The sequence below is a fragment of the Streptomyces sp. NBC_00846 genome (assembly GCF_045207325.1).
Classification (GTDB): domain Bacteria; phylum Actinomycetota; class Actinomycetes; order Streptomycetales; family Streptomycetaceae; genus Streptomyces.
Genome location: NZ_CP108846.1, coordinates 1275364 through 1292829 on the forward strand (window position 1 = coordinate 1275364; position 17466 = coordinate 1292829).

16 protein-coding genes are annotated in these 17466 nt (G+C 70.9%); 9 read left to right on the top strand and 7 right to left on the bottom strand.

The window, feature by feature from the left end; genetic code table 11:
* Positions 1-8: 8 nt before the first annotated feature.
* Genes OG936_RS05925 through OG936_RS05935 form a run of 3 tightly spaced genes read right to left on the bottom strand, consistent with a single transcriptional unit; the run spans position 9 to position 4305 of the window.
* On the bottom strand, positions 9-1292 hold the full coding sequence (locus OG936_RS05925) for a hypothetical protein (protein ID WP_406493006.1): 1284 nt from the start codon (positions 1290-1292) through the stop codon (positions 9-11).
* Positions 1289-2131, bottom strand: a complete 843-nt coding sequence (locus OG936_RS05930; protein ID WP_406493008.1) for a hypothetical protein — start codon at positions 2129-2131, stop codon at positions 1289-1291. Before OG936_RS05930 ends, OG936_RS05925 begins: the two co-directional genes overlap by 4 nt.
* Positions 2128-4305: a right-handed parallel beta-helix repeat-containing protein gene (locus OG936_RS05935; RefSeq protein ID WP_406493010.1), complete on the bottom strand. Its 2178-nt coding sequence runs from the start codon at positions 4303-4305 to the stop codon at positions 2128-2130. The genes OG936_RS05930 and OG936_RS05935 overlap by 4 nt, the downstream gene beginning before the upstream one ends.
* Positions 4306-4426: 121 nt before the next feature.
* Here OG936_RS05935 and hmgA point away from each other — a divergent pair, with 121 nt between their 5' ends.
* The 3 genes from hmgA (at position 4427) to OG936_RS05950 (ending at position 7899) form a co-directional block, all read left to right on the top strand.
* The gene (gene hmgA / locus OG936_RS05940; RefSeq protein WP_406493012.1) at positions 4427-5755 is read left to right on the top strand and encodes a homogentisate 1,2-dioxygenase; all 1329 of its coding nucleotides are present in this window, start codon (positions 4427-4429) and stop codon (positions 5753-5755) included.
* Positions 5756-5820: 65 nt separating this feature from the next.
* Positions 5821-6606: a GntR family transcriptional regulator gene (locus tag OG936_RS05945; RefSeq protein WP_406493014.1), complete on the top strand. Its 786-nt coding sequence runs from the start codon at positions 5821-5823 to the stop codon at positions 6604-6606.
* A 60-nt stretch (positions 6607-6666) separates the two neighbouring features.
* Positions 6667-7899 (top strand): type ISP restriction/modification enzyme, encoded by a 1233-nt coding sequence (locus tag OG936_RS05950; protein WP_406493015.1) that lies wholly within the window; start codon positions 6667-6669, stop codon positions 7897-7899.
* A 23-nt stretch (positions 7900-7922) separates the two neighbouring features.
* Here OG936_RS05950 and OG936_RS05955 read toward each other — a convergent pair whose 3' ends face one another.
* Positions 7923-8630, bottom strand: a complete 708-nt coding sequence (locus OG936_RS05955) for a TetR/AcrR family transcriptional regulator (RefSeq protein WP_406493017.1) — start codon at positions 8628-8630, stop codon at positions 7923-7925.
* A gap of 63 nt (positions 8631-8693) precedes the next feature.
* On the opposite strand from OG936_RS05955, the gene OG936_RS05960 reads away from it, so the two are divergent.
* Positions 8694-9671 (top strand): ATP-binding cassette domain-containing protein, encoded by a 978-nt coding sequence (locus OG936_RS05960; RefSeq protein WP_406493019.1) that lies wholly within the window; start codon positions 8694-8696, stop codon positions 9669-9671.
* A 71-nt stretch (positions 9672-9742) separates the two neighbouring features.
* A complete protein-coding gene (locus tag OG936_RS05965; RefSeq protein WP_383753994.1) occupies positions 9743-10495 on the top strand; it encodes an ABC transporter permease in 753 nt (250 codons plus the stop codon).
* A 242-nt stretch (positions 10496-10737) separates the two neighbouring features.
* Here the strand turns inward: OG936_RS05965 and OG936_RS05970 are convergent, their stop codons facing one another.
* Together OG936_RS05970 and OG936_RS05975 are read right to left on the bottom strand one after the other, a co-directional pair.
* The gene (locus tag OG936_RS05970; RefSeq protein ID WP_406493021.1) at positions 10738-11001 is read right to left on the bottom strand and encodes a hypothetical protein; all 264 of its coding nucleotides are present in this window, start codon (positions 10999-11001) and stop codon (positions 10738-10740) included.
* A 272-nt stretch (positions 11002-11273) separates the two neighbouring features.
* Positions 11274-12083 (bottom strand): SGNH/GDSL hydrolase family protein, encoded by an 810-nt coding sequence (locus OG936_RS05975; RefSeq protein ID WP_406493023.1) that lies wholly within the window; start codon positions 12081-12083, stop codon positions 11274-11276.
* Positions 12084-12278: 195 nt separating this feature from the next.
* On the opposite strand from OG936_RS05975, the gene OG936_RS05980 reads away from it, so the two are divergent.
* Positions 12279-13400, top strand: coding sequence for a DUF5925 domain-containing protein (locus tag OG936_RS05980; RefSeq protein ID WP_406500322.1), 1122 nt, complete (start codon positions 12279-12281; stop codon positions 13398-13400).
* A gap of 117 nt (positions 13401-13517) precedes the next feature.
* Here OG936_RS05980 and OG936_RS05985 read toward each other — a convergent pair whose 3' ends face one another.
* Positions 13518-13895, bottom strand: coding sequence for a GntR family transcriptional regulator (locus OG936_RS05985; RefSeq protein ID WP_383753918.1), 378 nt, complete (start codon positions 13893-13895; stop codon positions 13518-13520).
* A 69-nt stretch (positions 13896-13964) separates the two neighbouring features.
* On the opposite strand from OG936_RS05985, the gene OG936_RS05990 reads away from it, so the two are divergent.
* From OG936_RS05990 to htpG, 3 genes are all read left to right on the top strand, one after another.
* Positions 13965-14885 carry a GNAT family N-acetyltransferase gene (locus OG936_RS05990; RefSeq protein WP_406493025.1) on the top strand — a complete coding sequence of 307 codons (921 nt, stop codon included), beginning with the start codon at positions 13965-13967 and terminating at the stop codon, positions 14883-14885.
* Complete coding sequence (locus OG936_RS05995; RefSeq protein WP_406493027.1) at positions 14866-15360, top strand: DUF402 domain-containing protein; 495 nt, start codon at positions 14866-14868, stop codon at positions 15358-15360. The genes OG936_RS05990 and OG936_RS05995 overlap by 20 nt, the downstream gene beginning before the upstream one ends.
* A 110-nt stretch (positions 15361-15470) precedes the next feature.
* Complete coding sequence (htpG, locus tag OG936_RS06000; RefSeq protein WP_406493028.1) at positions 15471-17408, top strand: molecular chaperone HtpG; 1938 nt, start codon at positions 15471-15473, stop codon at positions 17406-17408.
* Positions 17409-17466: the final 58 nt, after the last annotated feature.

A 17466-nucleotide genomic window follows, 5' to 3' on the forward strand; every position in this document is an offset into this window, starting at 1 on the left:
GCGCGGCCTCAGGCGATGAGCAGGGACAGTCCGCCGATGGTGTACGTGATCATCAGGACCAGGAGCGGGAGTTGCCCCGCGACGGCGCGGCCGGCCGGGAAGAGGCGTACGGACCTGTCGTGGGCCGCGACGACGCCGAGTACGTGGCCGAGGACGATCGCGGCGACCTGGAGCGTGGCGACCCCGCCCGGGCCCAGGGGCGGTTCGGGCGGGACGGGATTGTCAGTGCCGGATGCCACCATGACGGTGCGTGGTCCTTCGGTGACGAAGAGCGTGAAGTAGTGGGCGACGAGATAGCCGAGGGCGATCGGGACGAGCGAGTGCGCGAAGGCGGTGAGGGGATGGCGGAGCCGACCGGAGATCAGCCGGGTGGCGCCGGTGCAGAGGGCATAGAGGGTGGCGACGAGGGCGACGGCGCCCAGGAGCCCGAGCGTGGCCGCGGTGGTACGCCCCAGCGGTGAGGTCTGGACGGTGGTGATCCAGGACGGGGCGTCCGAGAAGCCGTCATAGGCGGTGGAGCCGAGCATGACGCAGACGGTGGCGACGAGTCCGGGGCTCTGCGGGGTGGCGTCGAGGCCGTTGAAGGGGGAGCGGAGTACGAGACGGCGGTCGGCGGGGCGGCGGCCGAGCGGGGAGAGCCGGGCGAGCAGCCCCGAGTAGACCTCGAAGGCGTCCGCCCGGTCGAACCATCCGGCGCCGTGGCGGGCGGCGCCCGCGAGGTGGACGGCGGTGTAGAGGGCGAGGAAGAGAAGGAGGGCGGTGGTCGACGCGGGGTCGGGTGAGACGAGTTCGAGCCAGGTGAAGGCGAGGAGCCCGGCCGCGGCGGGCCAGAGCCCGAGGCGCGGGGGAAGGGGGCGGCCCGCGGCCGGGTCGCGGCCGAGCACCCGGCAGCCGAGGAGGTGGACGGTACGGAGCGGGTTGAGCAGTCGCCAGACGGGACCGAGGAGGAGTGAGGCGGGGACGAGCCCGACCCAGAGGAGTACGTAGACGGCGCCGGGGGCCGGATTGCGGTCCGGGTCGTCCGGACCGAGGAGGAGGTGGAGCGTGACGAACAGGGCGGCGGCCAGCCCGAGTACGCGCGCGGCGATACGGGTGGGGCGGGCGTCGGCGAGGCGCTGGACGGCGGCCGGGAGCGGCCGGCCGGCCCGGTCGCCGCGGAATCGGGAGGCGGACCAGAGCAGGCCGAGCGCGAGGAAGGAGACGAACAGCGCGGCGAAGGCACCGGCGAAGGCGTAGAAGGGGGACAGCGGGAGATCGTGCTGGGCGCCGATGCCATGGGCGAGGACGGTCACCGTACGACGAGTTGGGTCAGGAGCAGGTCGGACTCGTGCGTCTCGACTTCGAAGAGCCCGGTGCGGTCGGCGGTGAACGTGAGCGTGACGGTCTTTCCGGCGGGCAGCCCGGCCTCCTTGTCGTAGCCGTGCACGTGGAGGGTGTCGGCGTGGTCGCTGCGGACCCGGAGGGCGATGATCCGGCCCTTCTTGATCTCGGTACGGCCGGGGGCGGGGCTGACCTTTCCGTGGGAGACGACGATCTCCAGGGTCGTGTCGGGCCGGGGCGTCTGCGGTGCGTGCGTCGCGGGGGCGGTGGGCGGTGCGGAGGCGGTGGAGAGGGAGGTGGTGGCCTGGATCGGGGCGGAGTTCACGGCCCAGGCGGTGTGGTCGTCGGCATAGAGCCGGGCGGTGAGGGCGGTGCCGGCGCCGCGGACGAGGGAGTCGGGGAGGTGGTACCAGGAGCCGTAGACCCGGGCGAGGGGGTGGCCGTCGAGGAAGAGGCGGGCGTGGCCGCGCCCGAGGAGAGCGGCGCCGCCCACGCTGTCCGGGGTGAACCGGAAGTTCCGCACGGAGAGGTGGACGTTCCACCCGTCCTCGGAGTCCGGCCGGACGTCGACCGTCACCTCGGGGGCGCCCTTGGCGTCGACCTGCCGCAGCCGGTGGCCGGAGCCGTCGTCCGCGGTGAGGAGTCGGCCGACGCTGCCGGCGGCCTGCTCGTGACTGGTGCCGGGTTTGTGGTGGGTGGTGGCCCGGCCGCCGCAGGCGCTCGCTCCGAACAGGAGGGCGCCCGCGGTGAGTGCGGTGACGGCTGCGGCGCCCGGCCGGACGGCCCTCGGTCGTCTGGGGGAACGCTTCACGATGCGTCTCCTTCCGGAGCGGGAGACGGGGCCTGGGCGGGGGGCTGCGCAGGGGCCGGTGTGGCGACCGCGTCCGCGTCCGCAGCCCGGCCCTCCGCCGGCGCTCCCCGTTCGCCCGCCGCTGCCTGTTCGCCCGACGTTGCCTGTTCGCCCGACGCCGCCCGTTCGCCCGACGCGGCCCGTTCGCCGTGCCGTGCGGCGGCCACGACGGCCCACACCACCCAGATCACACCGAGCAGTCCACGCACCCAGGCCGGGCTGAGCGGAATCCACGGGATCATGAACACGGCCTTGTCGACGGCGTCCAGCAGCGTGAGCGCGCCCAGGACCACCGTGGTCCAGCCCAGCCACGGCCGTTCGCCCCGCAGCACCAGCCCGATCCCGGTCCACCACACCCCGGTCAGCAGCAGCGCCAGCGCGGGCACGTAGGAGGAGGCCAGTCCCATCGTCGATCCGGCCACGTCCAGCCCGAGACCGAGCACGCCGAGTACCGTGACGGCGGTGGCGAACCCGCTGCCGCGAAGCCTGCGCCACCACAGCACCCCGCCGACCAGCGCGAGCACCACCGCGACCGCCAGCACCAGTTGTACCTCGATGCGCTCGATGCCACGTGCTCCGTACCAGTCGCAGCCGGCCGGCAGCCGTCGCGCCTGCACGTTGTAGTCGGCGCAGACCAGCAGTTGGGCCAGCTTGACCGGTTCGCCGACGAGCCGGTCGGTACGTCCGGACACGGCGCCGCGCTCGGAGCCGCAGGCGGGCAGGGCGCGCGGGGAGGACGGACCGGTGTCCGACTGCCAGCAGTTGCCGTCGCCCTGGCCGTCCCACCACACGTCGGTGCGGTTGGGCCGGGAGTTGCCCGCCTTGTCCGTGCCGAGGTGGTTGCCCGCGTACCGGTTGTGGTGGGAGGTGTCGGCCTGCTTGGAAAGCGCGTTCTCGCCGCGGATGAAGGCGGGGACCGCGGTCAGGAAGAAGGCGGCGCGCTCCTGCCCGTAGACCCAGTTGTTCTCGTAGAGGTTCCAGTTGCCGCCCGCGGTGATGATGCCGGAGCCGGGCGGCATGGAGATCTGCGGGCAGACGACGCCGTCCTCGTAGCCGCGGTCCACGGGCGGCTTGGCGCAGGTCCCGTCGGCGACGTACGGGTAGTAGTCGGCGTTGTTGTCGTGGATCAGGTTGCGTTCGAAGCGGGCGTGGTTCTGCGGCAGTCCCGGGTGGCCGGGGAAGGCGCTGTCCATCGAGGCGCCGCCCATGTTGTGGTCGAACTCGTTGTCGTGGACGTAGACGGAGTCGCCCGCGGTGCCGGAGTAGCCGACCATGTTGTGGTGGCTGCGGCAGCCGGTGATCTCGATCGAGTAGCGCGGCACGTCGTAGCCGTACGCGTCATTGATGTTCGACGCGCTTCCGGGGTAGATGCCCGAGTCCCCGTTGCCGTACGACTCGCAGTTCTTGTACAGCCCGTGATCGCTCGCGAAGGTCAGGAACCCGTACTCGTCGTTCCACCGGGTGAGAACGGAATCGATGACGAAGCCGTCCTGGGCGAGGACGTACAGGGAGTTGAACGTGGTGCGCTGGGCGGTGAAGTTCTTGAAGTAGACGCCGTCGGAGCCGTCCGCGCGGATCGCGTTGAGCTTCTGGTACTTGGCGTCGATGACGACATCCGTGCGCTCAGCGCCCGTACCCTCGATCTGGAGGTTCTTCTTCCCGAGGATCGACACCAGGTTCTGGTTGTGCGGGCAGTGCGCCTGCTGCGCGTAGGACAGGATCTGGTAGCCGAGCTGGGAGTTGGGCGCCTTCAGCCGGGCGCATTCCCCCGTCGGCTTGGGCAGCGAGGGCTCCTCCTCGTACAGGCCGGGCAGGATGGCGATGTTCATGCCTGGCCTGCCGACCGCGTCGACGGCCTGCTGCAGATGGCGGTAGCCGGATTTCAGACACCGGTCGAACAGCTTCAGGTTCCGGTCCCGCAGCCCCTGGGGGAAGTCGGCTATGCGGCGCTCGAAGTCCGCCCGGTCGCTCTTGCAGACCAGCAGATCCGGTTCGCCGGTGCGGTACACGGGGACGCTGCCGGTTCCGTCGGGCAGGGTGACCGGACGTTCCTCGTGCGCCTGGGCGGCCGGAGCCGCGAGGAGGGTGGCGGCGAGCGCCGCCAGTACCACCAGAAGCCTTCGTGTCCACGACATGTGCGGGAGAGTAGAGCATTGTTCAGCTTTTGGAACCCCCTGTGCACCACGAATGCCGTTGACGCGCTTCGATCCGATTCCTACGGTTGCCCATAGGATTTCTTCGGCACCGGGAGCGCACATGAGCGGCATCGAGCAGGCGAGGAAGACGACGGAAGGGCTTGAGTACTGCGCCGGTTTCGGCAATCAGCACAGCTCGGAGGCGGTGCCGGGGGCGCTGCCGCACGGCCGCAACTCTCCTCAGCGCGCCCCCCTCGGGCTCTACGCGGAGCAGCTGAGCGGCTCCGCATTCACTGAACCGCGGGTACACAACCGCCGTTCCTGGCTCTACCGGATCCGCCCGTCGGCCGCTCATCCCCCGTTCGTCCGCATCGACAACGGGGCGATCCGGACCGCTCCGTTCACCGAATCCGTGCCCGACCCCAACCGGCTGCGCTGGGACCCGCTCCCCGCGCCCGCGGCCGGTACGGACTTCGTGGCCGGCCTGTGGACCCTCGGCGGCAACGGCGACGCGACGCAGCGCACCGGCATGGCCGTGCACCTCTACCACGCCGACGCGTCCATGACCGACCGGGTGTTCAGCGACGCGGACGGCGAGCTGCTGATCGTCCCGGAGCGGGGCGGCCTGCTGCTCCGTACCGAACTGGGCCTGCTGCGCGCCGAGCCGGGGCACGTCGCGCTGATCCCGCGCGGCGTCCGTTTCCGGGTGGAACTGCTCGACGCCACCGCCCGCGGCTACGTCTGCGAGAACTACGGTCAGCCTTTCGCCCTCCCCGACCTCGGCCCGATCGGCGCCAACGGCCTGGCGAACGCCCGGGACTTCCTCGCCCCCGTGGCCGCCTACGAGGACGACGAACGCCCGGTGGAGGTGATCAACAAGTTCTGCGGGAACCTCTGGTCCGCGACCTACGACCACTCGCCGCTGGACGTGGTCGCCTGGCACGGCAACCACACCCCGTACGTCTACGACCTGCGCCGCTTCAATGTCATCGGCTCGATCAGCTACGACCATCCCGACCCGTCGATCTTCACGGTGCTGACCTCGCCGTCCGACACCCCGGGGCTGGCCGGGGTCGACTTCGTCGTCTTCGCGCCGCGCTGGCTGGTGGGCGAGGACACCTTCCGGCCGCCGTACTTCCACCGCAATGTGATGAGCGAGTACATGGGCCTGATCGAGGGCGCGTACGACGCGAAGACGGCCGGCAAGGGCGGGTTCGTACCGGGCGGCGGCTCGCTCCACAACATGATGTCGGCGCACGGCCCCGACCGGGAGACCTTCGACCGGGCGAGCGAGGCGGAGCTGCGGCCGCAGAAGATCGACGACGGCCTGGCCTTCATGTTCGAGACCCGCTGGCCGGTGACGGCGACCGGGCAGGCGGCCGCCGCCGACCATCTGCAACGCGGCTACGACGACGTGTGGCAGGGTCTGAGCCGCAACTTCAGGCCGTAGGCAACGACGCCACGTATCGGCCCCCGCGTCGTCGCGTCCGCTGTGTCGCAGTACGGAGAGACCAGATGACCCAGGTGCCTCAGATGCCCAAGCTGTCCCAGGGACACGCCTTCGCCCCCGATTCACTGGTCCTGAACCGCAAACTTCCGTTGTGGTACCAGGTCTCGCAGTCGTTGCGCGCCTCGATACTGGGCCGTACCAAGGACGCCTCGGCGCGGCTGCCGACCGAGGAGCAGCTCGCCGCGCACTACGGTGTCAGCGTTCTGACGATGCGCCAGGCGCTCAAGGAGCTGGAGACGGAAGGGCTGATCAGCAGGCACCGGCGGCGCGGCACGTTCATCGAGCCGCGCGCCCGGCGGGTGTCACCGGTCCGGCTGCTGGGGTCGATCGACGCGATCGTGGCCCAGCAGTCGGGCGAGCGGGCCGAGGTCCTCGGCCACGGTCCGATCGCCGTGCCGGGCGAGCTCACCGAGTATTTCCCCGACTGCGCCGAGGTGGTCAGCTACCGCAGACTGCGCCGCGCCGGGGAGAGCGACGAGCCCACCAACTGGGCGGAGAACGCGGTCCGTCCCGAGGTGGCGGCCCGGCTCGATGTCGCCGATCTCGAACGCTGGCCGATGACCAAGGTGCTGCGCGACCGGGTCGGCGTCCGGATCGCGCGCATCACCGACACGGTCGAGGCGCGCCTCGCGGACCCGGCGACCGCCGAACTCCTCCAGGTCCCTTTGCTGAGCCCGATCCTGTTCTACACGGGGGTGACGTACGACGAGAGCGGCCGGGTGGTGGATGTGGCACAGATCCGCTACCGGGGCGACCGGTTCTCCTTCTCGGTGACCGTGGAAGCGCGCTGACGGCCCACCCTCCGACGCCGTTACGATGCCGGAGGCGGTGGCGACGGGGAGGACGACACGGTGGCAGCACGGGCGGGCGCCGGAGCCGGCGGGGACGACGACAGCACGCTGCTCGACGACCTCATGCCATGGTCCGTACGACCGCTGCGGACCGGGCGCCCCTGGGTGACCGCCCCGGACGCCGGTTCGCTCAGGGCCCGTTGGGAGCGGCTGGTCCGGACTGAGGCCGCCGAGCGCGAACGGCTGTTCCGGCCCACCCGTCTGCGTACCCCGCAAACGCCGGTGGCGGCGCTTCCGGGACAGGCCACCGGCACCGGGCGGTTCGCCCGCGAGAGCGGACCGTGCCCCGAGCCGGTACGGATCCTGCACGGTCCGTTCGACGAACAGTGGCTGCTCCCCGACCACCGGCTGATCGACGCGGCCCGCCCCGAGCTGTGGCGGGTCGCCGACGGGCACCAGCTCTTCGCCGTGGAGCACGGCTACGTGCCCCAGGACACCGGCCCCGCCCTGTCCGTGACGGCGCTCCTGCCCGACGGCCACTCCCCGGCCGGCCGGCCGGGCCGGATCCGGCCGCTGTACAGGCGCCCCGGAGGTCTCGAACCCAATCTGGCCCCGGGTCTCCTCGCACTGCTCCGGGCCCGCCACGGGGATGCGGTCACGGACCATTCCGTGCTGGCGTGGACACTCGCGGCGGCCCGCCACTCCCCCGCCGGGTGCGTGGTCCCGCTGCCGGCCGACACGGCGCACTGGTCGGCAGGCGTGGAGCTGGGGCAGGAGCTGCTGCGACTGCAACTGCGCGGCGCCCGGGGCGGGGAGCGCCCGCGGCTGCCCGGCGGACGCCGCCCCTATGTGCGGGCCTCGGTTCCGCCCGTGCCGGCCACGCTGGAGTACGACCCGGCCGACGAGGCGCTCCTGCTCGGCACGGGCCGCATCTCGCCCGTGCCCGCCGGGGCGTGGGAGTTCCGGGTGGGCGGCGTCCGAATGCTGGAGCTCTGGTTCGAACGCCGTACGACGAGGGCCGGGGCCGGGGCAGAGGACATGGACGGCCTGGAAGCGGTCCGGCCGCGTACCTGGCCCCAGGAGTGGACCTCGGAGCTGCTGGAACTCATCACTCTGCTCGCCCTGCTGGCCGAACTCCGGCCCCGGCGGGAGGGCCTGACGGACGGCCCGCGGATCACGGCCGACGACCTCCGCGCGGCGGGCGTCCTGCCGGTCCCGGCCGCGGCCCGGCGGCCGGCCTCGGTGCTCGACCATCAGGAGGAGGGCCCGGACGGGCAGTTCGCGCTGCTGTGACGGGGCGCCCGGGGCCCCGCGCGCTACCGGTCGAAGGAGTCCAGCACCCGGTGCAGCGCCCGGTCGAAGACCCCGTCCAGATCGATCGGCCCGGAGTCCTCGGCGAATCCCGCCGCCATCCGCGGATACTTCCCGGTGGCGATCTGACTGATCAGATAGTTCGTGCGCGCGGCGTGCTCCTGCTCCTCGGACCAGGGCAGCGACCGGCTGCGCTCCGCCGTGGCGATCTCGTTGGCCGTATAGGTGGTGACCACGCCGTTGACCATGGCAATGAGTTCCATCTTCTCGCCGAACCGCGCGTCGACCCCGTCCAGGCAGCTGAGCGTGTACTCCAGATACCGCAGCGCGTTCGGGCTGAAGCCGTACACGGGTGACATGAGCCGGGGCACCCAGGCGTGGCGGTGCATCATCGCGCGGGCCTGATGGGCCAGCGCGATGAGATCGCCGCGCCAGTCGCCGGACGGCTCCGGGAACTCGTACCCGCCGCTGACCGCGTCGAGCATCAGCTCGTACAGGTCCTCCTTGCGCGGTACGTAGTTGTAGAGCGACATCGTCCCGCAGCCGAGTTCGGCAGCCACTTTCCGCATGGACACCGCGTCGAGCCCCTCCGCGTCCGCGATACGGACGGCGGCCGCCGCGATGTCGGCGCGGCAGAAAGCGGGCTTGGGGCCGCGGCCCGCACGCTCGGGGCGCGCCCAGATCACTTCCGGTACAGCGGGTCGCCCCACCATTGATCATCACCTCTCCCACCATCGTAGTTACGTACACCGTACGTAGTGCGGTACGGTGCACGCATGACAACTATGTACGGTGTACTTAGTGAAGGTCTGGAGAAGCGCTACGGCGATGTCCACGCGCTACGGGGACTCGATCTCGCGGTCGCCGAGGGCACCGTCTGCGGAGTGCTGGGGCCGAACGGCGCGGGCAAGACCACCGCCGTCCGGGTCCTCACCACGTTGACACCCCCGGACGGCGGCAGCGCCCGGGTGGCGGGCCACGACGTGGTGCGCGAGGCGGGTGCGGTGCGCGCGGCGATCGGCGTCACCGGGCAGAACGCCTCGGTCGACGGCGAGCTGTCCGGCCGGCAGAACCTGCGGCTCTTCGCGAAGCTGCTCCGGTTCCGCGGCGAGGCCGCGCGCACCCGCGCCGACGAGCTCCTGGAGCGCTTCGAGCTGACGGAGGCCGCCGACCGCCCGGCCCGAACCTACTCGGGCGGCATGCACCGCCGCCTCGACCTCGCCGCCAGTCTGCTGACCCGCCCCCGGGTGCTGTTCCTGGACGAGCCGACCACCGGACTCGACCCGCACAGCCGCAACCAGATCTGGGCGGCCGTACGGGAACTGGCCGACCGGGGCACGACCGTCCTGCTCACCACGCAGTACCTGGAGGAGGCCGACCAACTGGCCGACGACATCGTGCTGATCGATCGGGGCCGGGCCGCCCACCGCGGAACCCCCACCGAGCTGAAGGCCCGCATCGGCAGTTACGCCGAAGTCGTCGTCCCCCATGATTCGGCGCTGGTCCCGGCGGCAGCCGTACTCGATCAGCTCACCGGCACCGAACCGGTACTCGACCACGAGCGCCGCACCGTGGGCGCCGTCACGACCGACACCACGCTCACCCTCCCCCGTATCGTCCGCGAACTCGACGGGGCGGGCGTACCGCTGGTCGACGCGAGCCTGCGCCCGCCGACGCTCGACGAGGTCTTCCTCCGCCTGACCGGCCGCGGCGACAGCCGCACCTCCCCACCCCTGAAGGAGACGGCAGCATGAGCGGCATCGCACCGGCCCACGAGCCGAACGTCACACCGGCCACGAGCGCCCCGGTCGCCGACGCCCTGGCCATGCTGGGCCGCCATCTGCAGCGGATCAAGGCCGCGCCGGGTGTCATGATCCTGACCCAGACCATGCCGATCACGATGCTGCTGTTCTTCGGCTACGTGTTCGGCAGCGCCCTGGCCATGCCCGGCCAGGAGTACCGCGCGTTCCTGGTGCCGGGCCTGCTGGCGGCGACGGCGGCCAACGGCATCATGGTCGGGATGTTCCAGGCCTCGCAGGACTGTGACCGCGGGGTGATGGACCGGTTCCGTACGCTGCCGATGAGCCGGCCCGCCGTACCGTTCGGTCAGACCGCCGCGGATCTGCTGACCACCGCCATCGGCATGATTCCGCTGATCCTCGTCGGACTCGCGGTCGGCTGGCGGATCGAGGGCGGCCCGCTCGCCGCCCTGGGAGCCTTCGGACTGCTGCTGCTCCTGCGGTTCGCCACGTCGTGGCTGGGCTGCTGGCTGGGCCTGCTGATCCGCAACGAGGAGGTCGCCGGTCAGCTGGGCAGCGCCACCTTCATCCTGCCGCTGCTGTCGAACGCGTACATCCCGACCGACAACCTGCCCGGCTGGCTGCGGACGGTCGCGGAGTGGAACCCGATCAGCGCGATGGCCTCGGCCACCCGCGAACTGTTCGGCAACGCGTCCCCGGCGGCCGACGCCGCCTGGCCGGTCGCCCATCCGGTGGCCGGGACGCTCGCCTGGTCGGTGGTGCTCCTCGCGGTGTTCGTGCCGCTGGCCGTACGGCGTTACGCGCGCGGCGGCGAATGACCGCCATGCGCCGCGCTCGCCGGGGCAGCTCGGCGGGCCGACCCGGGCGCCGGGCAGGCCGATGGGCCTCGGCAAGCACACCGAAGCGCTGCCGCGGGCTCCGGGGAGACGGAAGAGCGGACAGCAGCGCAGCGCCGGGACGGTGAAATCGTCCGACCGGCCCGAGCGGGGGGCTGGACGATGACCCTGGCCGGGGAGAGCCCGGGCGGTGGACCGTTGGGCAGTTGTGACGGGCCGTCGGGTCAGTGGCGGCTGCCGAAGAGCGAGCGGCGCAGTCGGCGCAGCGGCGCGAAGAGGGAGACCCGCGCGCTCTTGCTCCGACGGTGATGGGCGGCATCGCGCGAGGTGAGCTCGCGCATCAGCAGCGTCGCCTCCGCGGAGTCCCGCTGCGGGACGGCGGGTCCGCCGAGCACCGCGAGATGGCGGTCGAGGCGCGAACTCGTCGCACTGCTCCCGCATGTGATGGCAGGCACACGCGGCCTGCTGCGCATCGTTATCTGTTCCATGTCACTCCCCACCCGTACGAGGGCACCCGGCCCGGGCAGGTTAACCCTAACCCCCCGCGACGACACCCGTGTATCCCGGTCACAGGATTGAGCACACGCATACGGAGGTTGACGACCCCACTCCCAATCCATCCGATTCCAGGGCGAGTTGGACAGAACGGAAGTGGTTCGCCGGCCCGGATCGACAGAGTGCCGGACGGAGGCCCCTGCGGACTGGGGCCTCCTGCCCGCCGGACGACCGGACGGGCCCGGCACGGGCACTGGGTGGGGGGTCAGGCGGCCGAGGCGAAGGCGGGCAGGTAGCCGCCCGACTGTCCGGCCGCGGTGGGGTGGTACGACTCGCCGATGTCGAGCCAGTTGAGACTGTGCAGCCAGGCGCCTCCGGAGCAGATCTCGTGCCCGGTGAACTTCCCCGCGACATCGGTGAAGGTGAAGCCGTGGTCGGCGGCGCGCTTGGCGGTCGCCGCGTTGAGGTAGTTGGCGGCGTCGTTGATCGCGCCGCGCACCTTGTCGCTCAGACCGACGACACAACTGCCGCCGATCTTGTAGAAGCGCGGGTAGCCGAGGACGACGACACGCGCGGACGGCGCCTTGGCGCGGATCGCCGAGTACACCGAGTCGAGGTTGCCGGGCAGGGTGGTGTCGACATAACTGCGGGCCGTGGCGATCCGGCTGAGGCAGGTGGCCTCCGACTGGAGGACGCAGGTGGTCATGACGTCGGCGAAGCCCGCGTCATTGCCGCCGACGGAGATCGAGACGAGGTCGGTCGAGGAGTTGAGCGGGCCGAGCTGACCGGCCTTGACATCACTCGTACGGGCACCCGAGCAAGCGGTGAAGGCGAAGGACGAGGGCGAGTTGGCCGCGGCCCAGAGTTTGGGATAGGCCTTGGTGCTGCGCTTGCAGTCCCCGCTGGCACTGTCATAACTGCCGGATCCGACACCCGAGGAGTACGAGTCGCCGAGGGCTACGTAGTCGACGGCCTGAACAGACGTGGCGGCGTTGGCGGTGGCCGCTCCGGTCAGAGCGAGTACGGCACCGAGCAGGAGCGAGGACGAGAACGCCACGAGTCTGGACATCTTCATGGAACCTCCCTTGGACCGACCGGCAGGATCTCCGCCGGTACGACGTGTCCGTGGTAGCAGTACGCACACCCCCACCGGAAGTGTTCATGCCAAGTTGCTCCGACGAGTTCTCCTGTGCGCCCCCTTGAGGCCGCGTCATGTCCGTAATCGCCCCGCTGGAGCGGGGAGGAAGGTGTTGAAACCTGGGTGCGCGCGATGCCCTCGTGCCGGATCATGGGCGCCATGTCTGCCAACCCTGAGTCCGCTCTGCCGATCCGGCTCACCGTCGACGACAGCGATTCCCCGTCCGATGTCGTCGACGCGCTGTTTCTCGGCCGCTTCGCGACGGGCGAGCAGCCGTACTCACACAGCTCCTCCCTCGACCGCGTCAAGGCCGGGGCCACTCTGCTGCCCCCGGGCGCCAAGGTGTTGCGTGCCGCCCGCGACGACGATCGCAGCGCCACCCTCGCCGAGGGCGACGGCTGGACGCTGCTCATCTCGCGGTGGAGCCTCGGTGCCGACGTCACGGTCACCGCGACCGGCCCGGAGCTCGCGCAGCGGATCCTCGGCCAGGCGACGGACGGCGTCCGGGACGAACCGGAACCGCAGCCCGAGAACGTGACGATGGGCTTCTGGTACGTGTCCCCGCGCCGCGGCCCGTACCGCACCACCCGGCAGATCGCCGCCGGCACCTGGGACGAGGTCCGCGACAACTACACGGCACCGGTGGCCGATGCCATGGACCGGCTGATGAAGGTCACCCCCGACGACATCGCCGGCCGGCTGCTCCTGCTGCACGGCCCGCCCGGCACCGGCAAGACGTCCGCACTGCGCACGCTCGCGCGCTCGTGGCGGGACTGGTGCCAGGTCGACTGCGTGCTCGATCCGGAGCGGCTCTTCAACGACGTCGGCTATCTGATGGACATCGCGATCGGCGAGGACGAGGGCACGGCGAAGGGCCGTTGGCGGCTGCTGCTCCTGGAGGACTGCGACGAGTTGATCCGCGGTGAGGCGAAGCACACGGCGGGCCAGGCGCTGTCCCGGCTGCTGAACCTCACCGACGGGCTGCTGGGCCAGGGCCGCAATGTGCTGGTGGGGGTCACCACCAACGAGGACCTGGAGCGGCTCCACCCGGCCGTGGTCAGGCCCGGCCGCTGCCTCGCCAGGATCGAGGTGGGCTCACTGACCCGCAAGGAGGCGGTGGCCTGGCTGGGTACGGAGGAAGGACTCGGCCGCGAGGGGGCCACGCTCGCCGAGCTGTACGCGCTGCGGCGGGGCAGCAGTCCCGCGTCGGTACCGAAGCAGGACTCCGGCGCGGACGCGGGCCTGTATCTCTGAGCCGCAGTTCGAGCCCGTCCGGCGATGGAGGACGGACCGGCCGCCGGACGAACCGGCCGCCGGACGGCCCCGGACCGGGGCTGCGCTCACTCCTGGACCCCGCCCCCACGCCCCGCATCATCGCGGCTCGTACGCCGCCCGCAACGCGTCCTCGGCCAGGGACAGCGCGTCGGCCCGCGACAGGCCCAGCCGCCGCGCCTGCTCCGCGTACTCCTGCGCGGCGGCCGCCGCATGACGTTCCGCCGCGTCACCGGCTGCGGCGACGAACGTGCCGTTGCGGCCACGGGTCTCGATCACCCCGTCGGCCTCCAGTGCCCGGTACGCCTTGGCGACGGTGTTCGCGGCGAGGCCGAGCTCCTCGGCGAAGCCGCGTACGGTCGGAAGTCTGAAACCGACGGGCAGCGCGCCGGAGCGCGCCAGTTCGGAGATCTGCGTCCGCAGTTGCTCGTACGGGGCGGTACCGGCGTCCGGATCAAGGACGATCTTCAGAGTCACCCGCCGATTGTCCCCCACCACCGGAAAATCAGGGGCGCCCGGCAGGCAACCACGCGTACGGTCCACCCCATGACTGTCCTCGTTCGCGACTTCCTGCCCGCCGACGCGGAGGCCTGGGTGCGGGTCCGTCGCGCCGCACTGCCCTCCATGGTGACGACGCCCGAGCAGGTCGCCTTCGATCTCGCCTCCGCCCATCCCGACCAGCGCTACCGGCTGCTGGTCGCCGAGAAGGACGGAGAGCTGATCGGGACCGCGCAGGTCGGCCTCGCCCACGACAGCCCCGAACCGGGCCAGGCGTTCTGCAATCCGTACACGCACCCGGACCGCACCGGGCTCGGGGCGGGTGGGCTGCTGCTGAGCACGGCCGAGGAGTATCTGGCGCGGGAGGGCGCGGTCGCCGTCTACAGCTGGGTGCTCGACATCCCTTCGAACCGCGCCTTCGCCGAGAAGCGCGGCTACGCACCGAGCCGTTCGGCGCACTTCCTCCGCCTCGATCTGGCCGGCGGTTCACTGCCGCCCCGTCAGGAGCCCCCGGCCGGCGTCGAGCTGCGCACCGGCGCGGACTTCGCCGACGATCCGCGCCCGCTCTTCGAGGCGGACGCCGAGACCACGGCCGACGAGCCGAGCGACACCCCGGCCGAACTGTCCGACTACGAGGACTGGCTCCGGCAGATCTGGCGCCACCCCGGACTCGACCACGAACTCACCTCGGTTGTGGTGGTCGACGGCGAGGTGGCGGCGTTCAGCGCGGCGCAGACCGACGGACTGACCCGCTACATGTCGGGGATGACCGGCACCCGCCGGGCGTACCGCAACCGGGGCCTGGCCAGGCTCGCCAAGAACGACTCGCTGCACCGGGCGCGCGCCGCCGGCTACACGGACGCGTACACCGGCAATGACGCGGAGAACGCCCCGATGCTGGCCGTCAACCGGTGGTTCGGCTACGAGATCTGCGCCACGGAGGTGCGGTATGTCCGCAAGCTCGGCTGAGACCGCGCTGACGGTCGCCCTGGTGAAGGCCGGACGGACCAAGATCCGATACCCGGCAGATGTGGTCCACGACGACGGCACCCGGGTGACGGTGCGTGCACCGTGGGCCGCGCCGGGGGTGCGGGACTTCGGCTTCGTACGGTTCGAGCCCGGCGATGTGTTCACCGAGCACTACTGGCGCGATCGCTGGTTCGCCGTGAAGGAGGTCCGTACCGGAGCGGGTGAACTCAAGGGCTGGTACTGCGACGTGACCCGTCCCGCGGTGCTGCGGGGCGGGGAACTGCTGGTCGAGGATCTGGACCTGGATCTGTGGGTGTCGGCGGACGGCACGTCCGTACTCCGGCTGGACGAGGACGAGTTCGAGGAGAGCGGTCTCGACGAACGCGATCCGGCGGCGGCCGGGGCGGCCCGCCGGGCCCTGGACCAGCTGGAACAGTTGGCTCGCACGGAGGGCCTCGCGGTGCTGCTGGCCTGACCGGCCCCGGGGTCCGGGCGGACACTGCGGCCGCTGCCGACTGTCCGCCGTCTGAATTACAGTGCTCAGGCCAGTTCCCCACCCTGTGACCTGAGAGGGAATCACGGATTATGCCCACTGAGACGTTCGAGTTTCAGGTGGAAGCGCGCCAGCTTCTGCAGATGATGATCCACTCGATCTACTCGAACAAGGACGTGTTCCTGCGCGAACTCGTCTCCAACGCCTCCGATGCGCTCGACAAGTTGCGGCTCGAAGCGCTCCGCGACGACTCGCTCGGCGCGGATGTGTCCGACCTCCACATCGACATCGAGACCGACAAGCAGGCCCGTACGCTGACCGTGCGGGACAACGGCATCGGTATGTCACACGATGAAGTGGTCCAGCTCATCGGGACCATCGCGAACTCGGGCACGGCGAAGTTCCTGCGGGAGCTCAAGGAGGCCGAGGACTCCACCGCGGCCGAAGGGCTGATCGGCCAGTTCGGGGTCGGGTTCTACGCCAGCTTCATGGTGGCCGACGAGGTCACGCTGCTGACCCGGCGCGCGGGCGAGAGCCAGGGCACCCGCTGGACGTCGACCGGCGAGGGCACGTACACGATCGAGACCGTCGACAGCGCCCCGCAGGGCACCGCGGTCACCCTCCGGCTCAAGCCGGAGGACGCCGACGACCGGCTCTACGACTACTCCTCCCCCTGGAAGATCAGGGAGATCGTCAAGCGGTATTCGGACTTCATCACCTGGCCCGTCAGAATGGCCGCGGAGACCCCGGCCGACGACGCCGCGGATGCCGGGGAAGGGGCCGACGCCGCCCCGCGTGAACCCGAGACCCTCAACTCGATGAAGGCCCTCTGGGCGCGCTCGCGCGACGAGGTCAAGGACGACGAGTACCACGAGCTGTACAAGCACATCAGCCACGACTGGATCGCCCCGCTCGAAACCATCCGGCTGCAGGCGGAGGGGACTTTCGAGTACCAGGCGCTGCTCTTCATCCCGTCGCACGCGCCCCAGGACCTGTTCATGCAGGGGTACAAGCGCGGCATCCAGCTCTATGTGAAGCGCGTCTTCATCATGGACGACTGCGAAGCGCTGATGCCGCCGTATCTGCGCTTCGTCAAGGGTGTCGTCGACGCGCAGGACCTGTCGCTCAACGTGTCGCGCGAGATCCTCCAGCAGGACCGGCAGATCCAGTTGATGCACCGGCGCCTGGCGAAGAAGGTGCTGTCGACGGTCAAGGACATGATGTCCGCCGACCCGGAGCGCTACGCCACGTTCTGGCGGGAGTTCGGCCGCGTCCTCAAGGAGGGGCTGCTGAGCGACTTCGAGAACCGTGACGCCATCCTCGGTGTGGCCTCGTTCGCCACGACCCACGACCAGGACGAGCCGACCACGCTGCGGCAGTACGTGGAGCGGATGAAGGACGGCCAGGAGCACATCTATTACCTCACGGGTGAGTCCCGGCAGGCCATCGAGAACTCCCCGCACATGGAGGCGTTCCGGGCCAAGGGCGTCGAGGTGCTGCTGCTGACCGATCCCGTCGACGAGGTGTGGGTCGAGGCCGAGCCCGAGTTCGACGGCAAGCAGTTGCGGTCCGTCGCCAAGGGCGAGGTCGACCTCGGGACCGAGGAGGAGAAGAAGGAGGCCGCGACCGAGCGCGAGAACCGGCAGCAGGAGTACGCGGATCTGCTGACCTGGATGACGGACCGGCTCGGCGAGACCGTCAAGGAAGTACGGCTCTCCTCGCGTCTCACCGTCTCGCCCGCCTGCATCGTCTCGGACACGCACGATGTGACGCCGGCCCTGGAGAACATGTACCGCGCGATGGGCCAGCCTGTCCCGCAGGTCAAGCGCATCCTCGAACTCAACCCGGAGCACCCGCTGGTCAGCGGCCTCAACCGGGCGCACGCCGAACGGGGCGAGGAGGCCGGGCCGGGCCTGGAGGAGACGGCCGAACTCCTCCACGATCTGGCGCTGTTGGCCGAGGGCGGCGAACTGGGCGACCCGTCGCGCTTCGTCAAGCTGATGGCCGACCGCCTGGAGCGCACCTTGTGAGTGAGGTCCGCACCCCCTCGGACGGGCCCCCGGGCCTGCCCGGGGGCCCGCACCCTGG

Excerpts from the sequence above, each read along its gene's own strand:
- OG936_RS05935 (WP_406493010.1), bottom strand. The coding sequence starts at position 4,305 with ATGTCGTGGACACGAAGGCTTCTGGTGGTACTGGCGGCGCTCGCCGCC.
- hmgA (WP_406493012.1), top strand. The coding sequence starts at position 4,427 with ATGAGCGGCATCGAGCAGGCGAGGAAGACGACGGAAGGGCTTGAGTAC.
- OG936_RS05945 (WP_406493014.1), top strand. The coding sequence starts at position 5,821 with ATGACCCAGGTGCCTCAGATGCCCAAGCTGTCCCAGGGACACGCCTTC.
- OG936_RS05955 (WP_406493017.1), bottom strand. The coding sequence starts at position 8,630 with ATGGTGGGGCGACCCGCTGTACCGGAAGTGATCTGGGCGCGCCCCGAG.
- OG936_RS05960 (WP_406493019.1), top strand. The coding sequence starts at position 8,694 with ATGACAACTATGTACGGTGTACTTAGTGAAGGTCTGGAGAAGCGCTAC.
- OG936_RS05965 (WP_383753994.1), top strand. The coding sequence starts at position 9,743 with ATGCTGGGCCGCCATCTGCAGCGGATCAAGGCCGCGCCGGGTGTCATG.
- OG936_RS05970 (WP_406493021.1), bottom strand. The coding sequence starts at position 11,001 with ATGGAACAGATAACGATGCGCAGCAGGCCGCGTGTGCCTGCCATCACA.
- OG936_RS05975 (WP_406493023.1), bottom strand. The coding sequence starts at position 12,083 with ATGAAGATGTCCAGACTCGTGGCGTTCTCGTCCTCGCTCCTGCTCGGT.
- OG936_RS05980 (WP_406500322.1), top strand. The coding sequence starts at position 12,279 with ATGCCCTCGTGCCGGATCATGGGCGCCATGTCTGCCAACCCTGAGTCC.
- OG936_RS05990 (WP_406493025.1), top strand. The coding sequence starts at position 13,965 with ATGACTGTCCTCGTTCGCGACTTCCTGCCCGCCGACGCGGAGGCCTGG.
- OG936_RS05995 (WP_406493027.1), top strand. The coding sequence starts at position 14,866 with ATGTCCGCAAGCTCGGCTGAGACCGCGCTGACGGTCGCCCTGGTGAAG.
- htpG (WP_406493028.1), top strand. The coding sequence starts at position 15,471 with ATGCCCACTGAGACGTTCGAGTTTCAGGTGGAAGCGCGCCAGCTTCTG.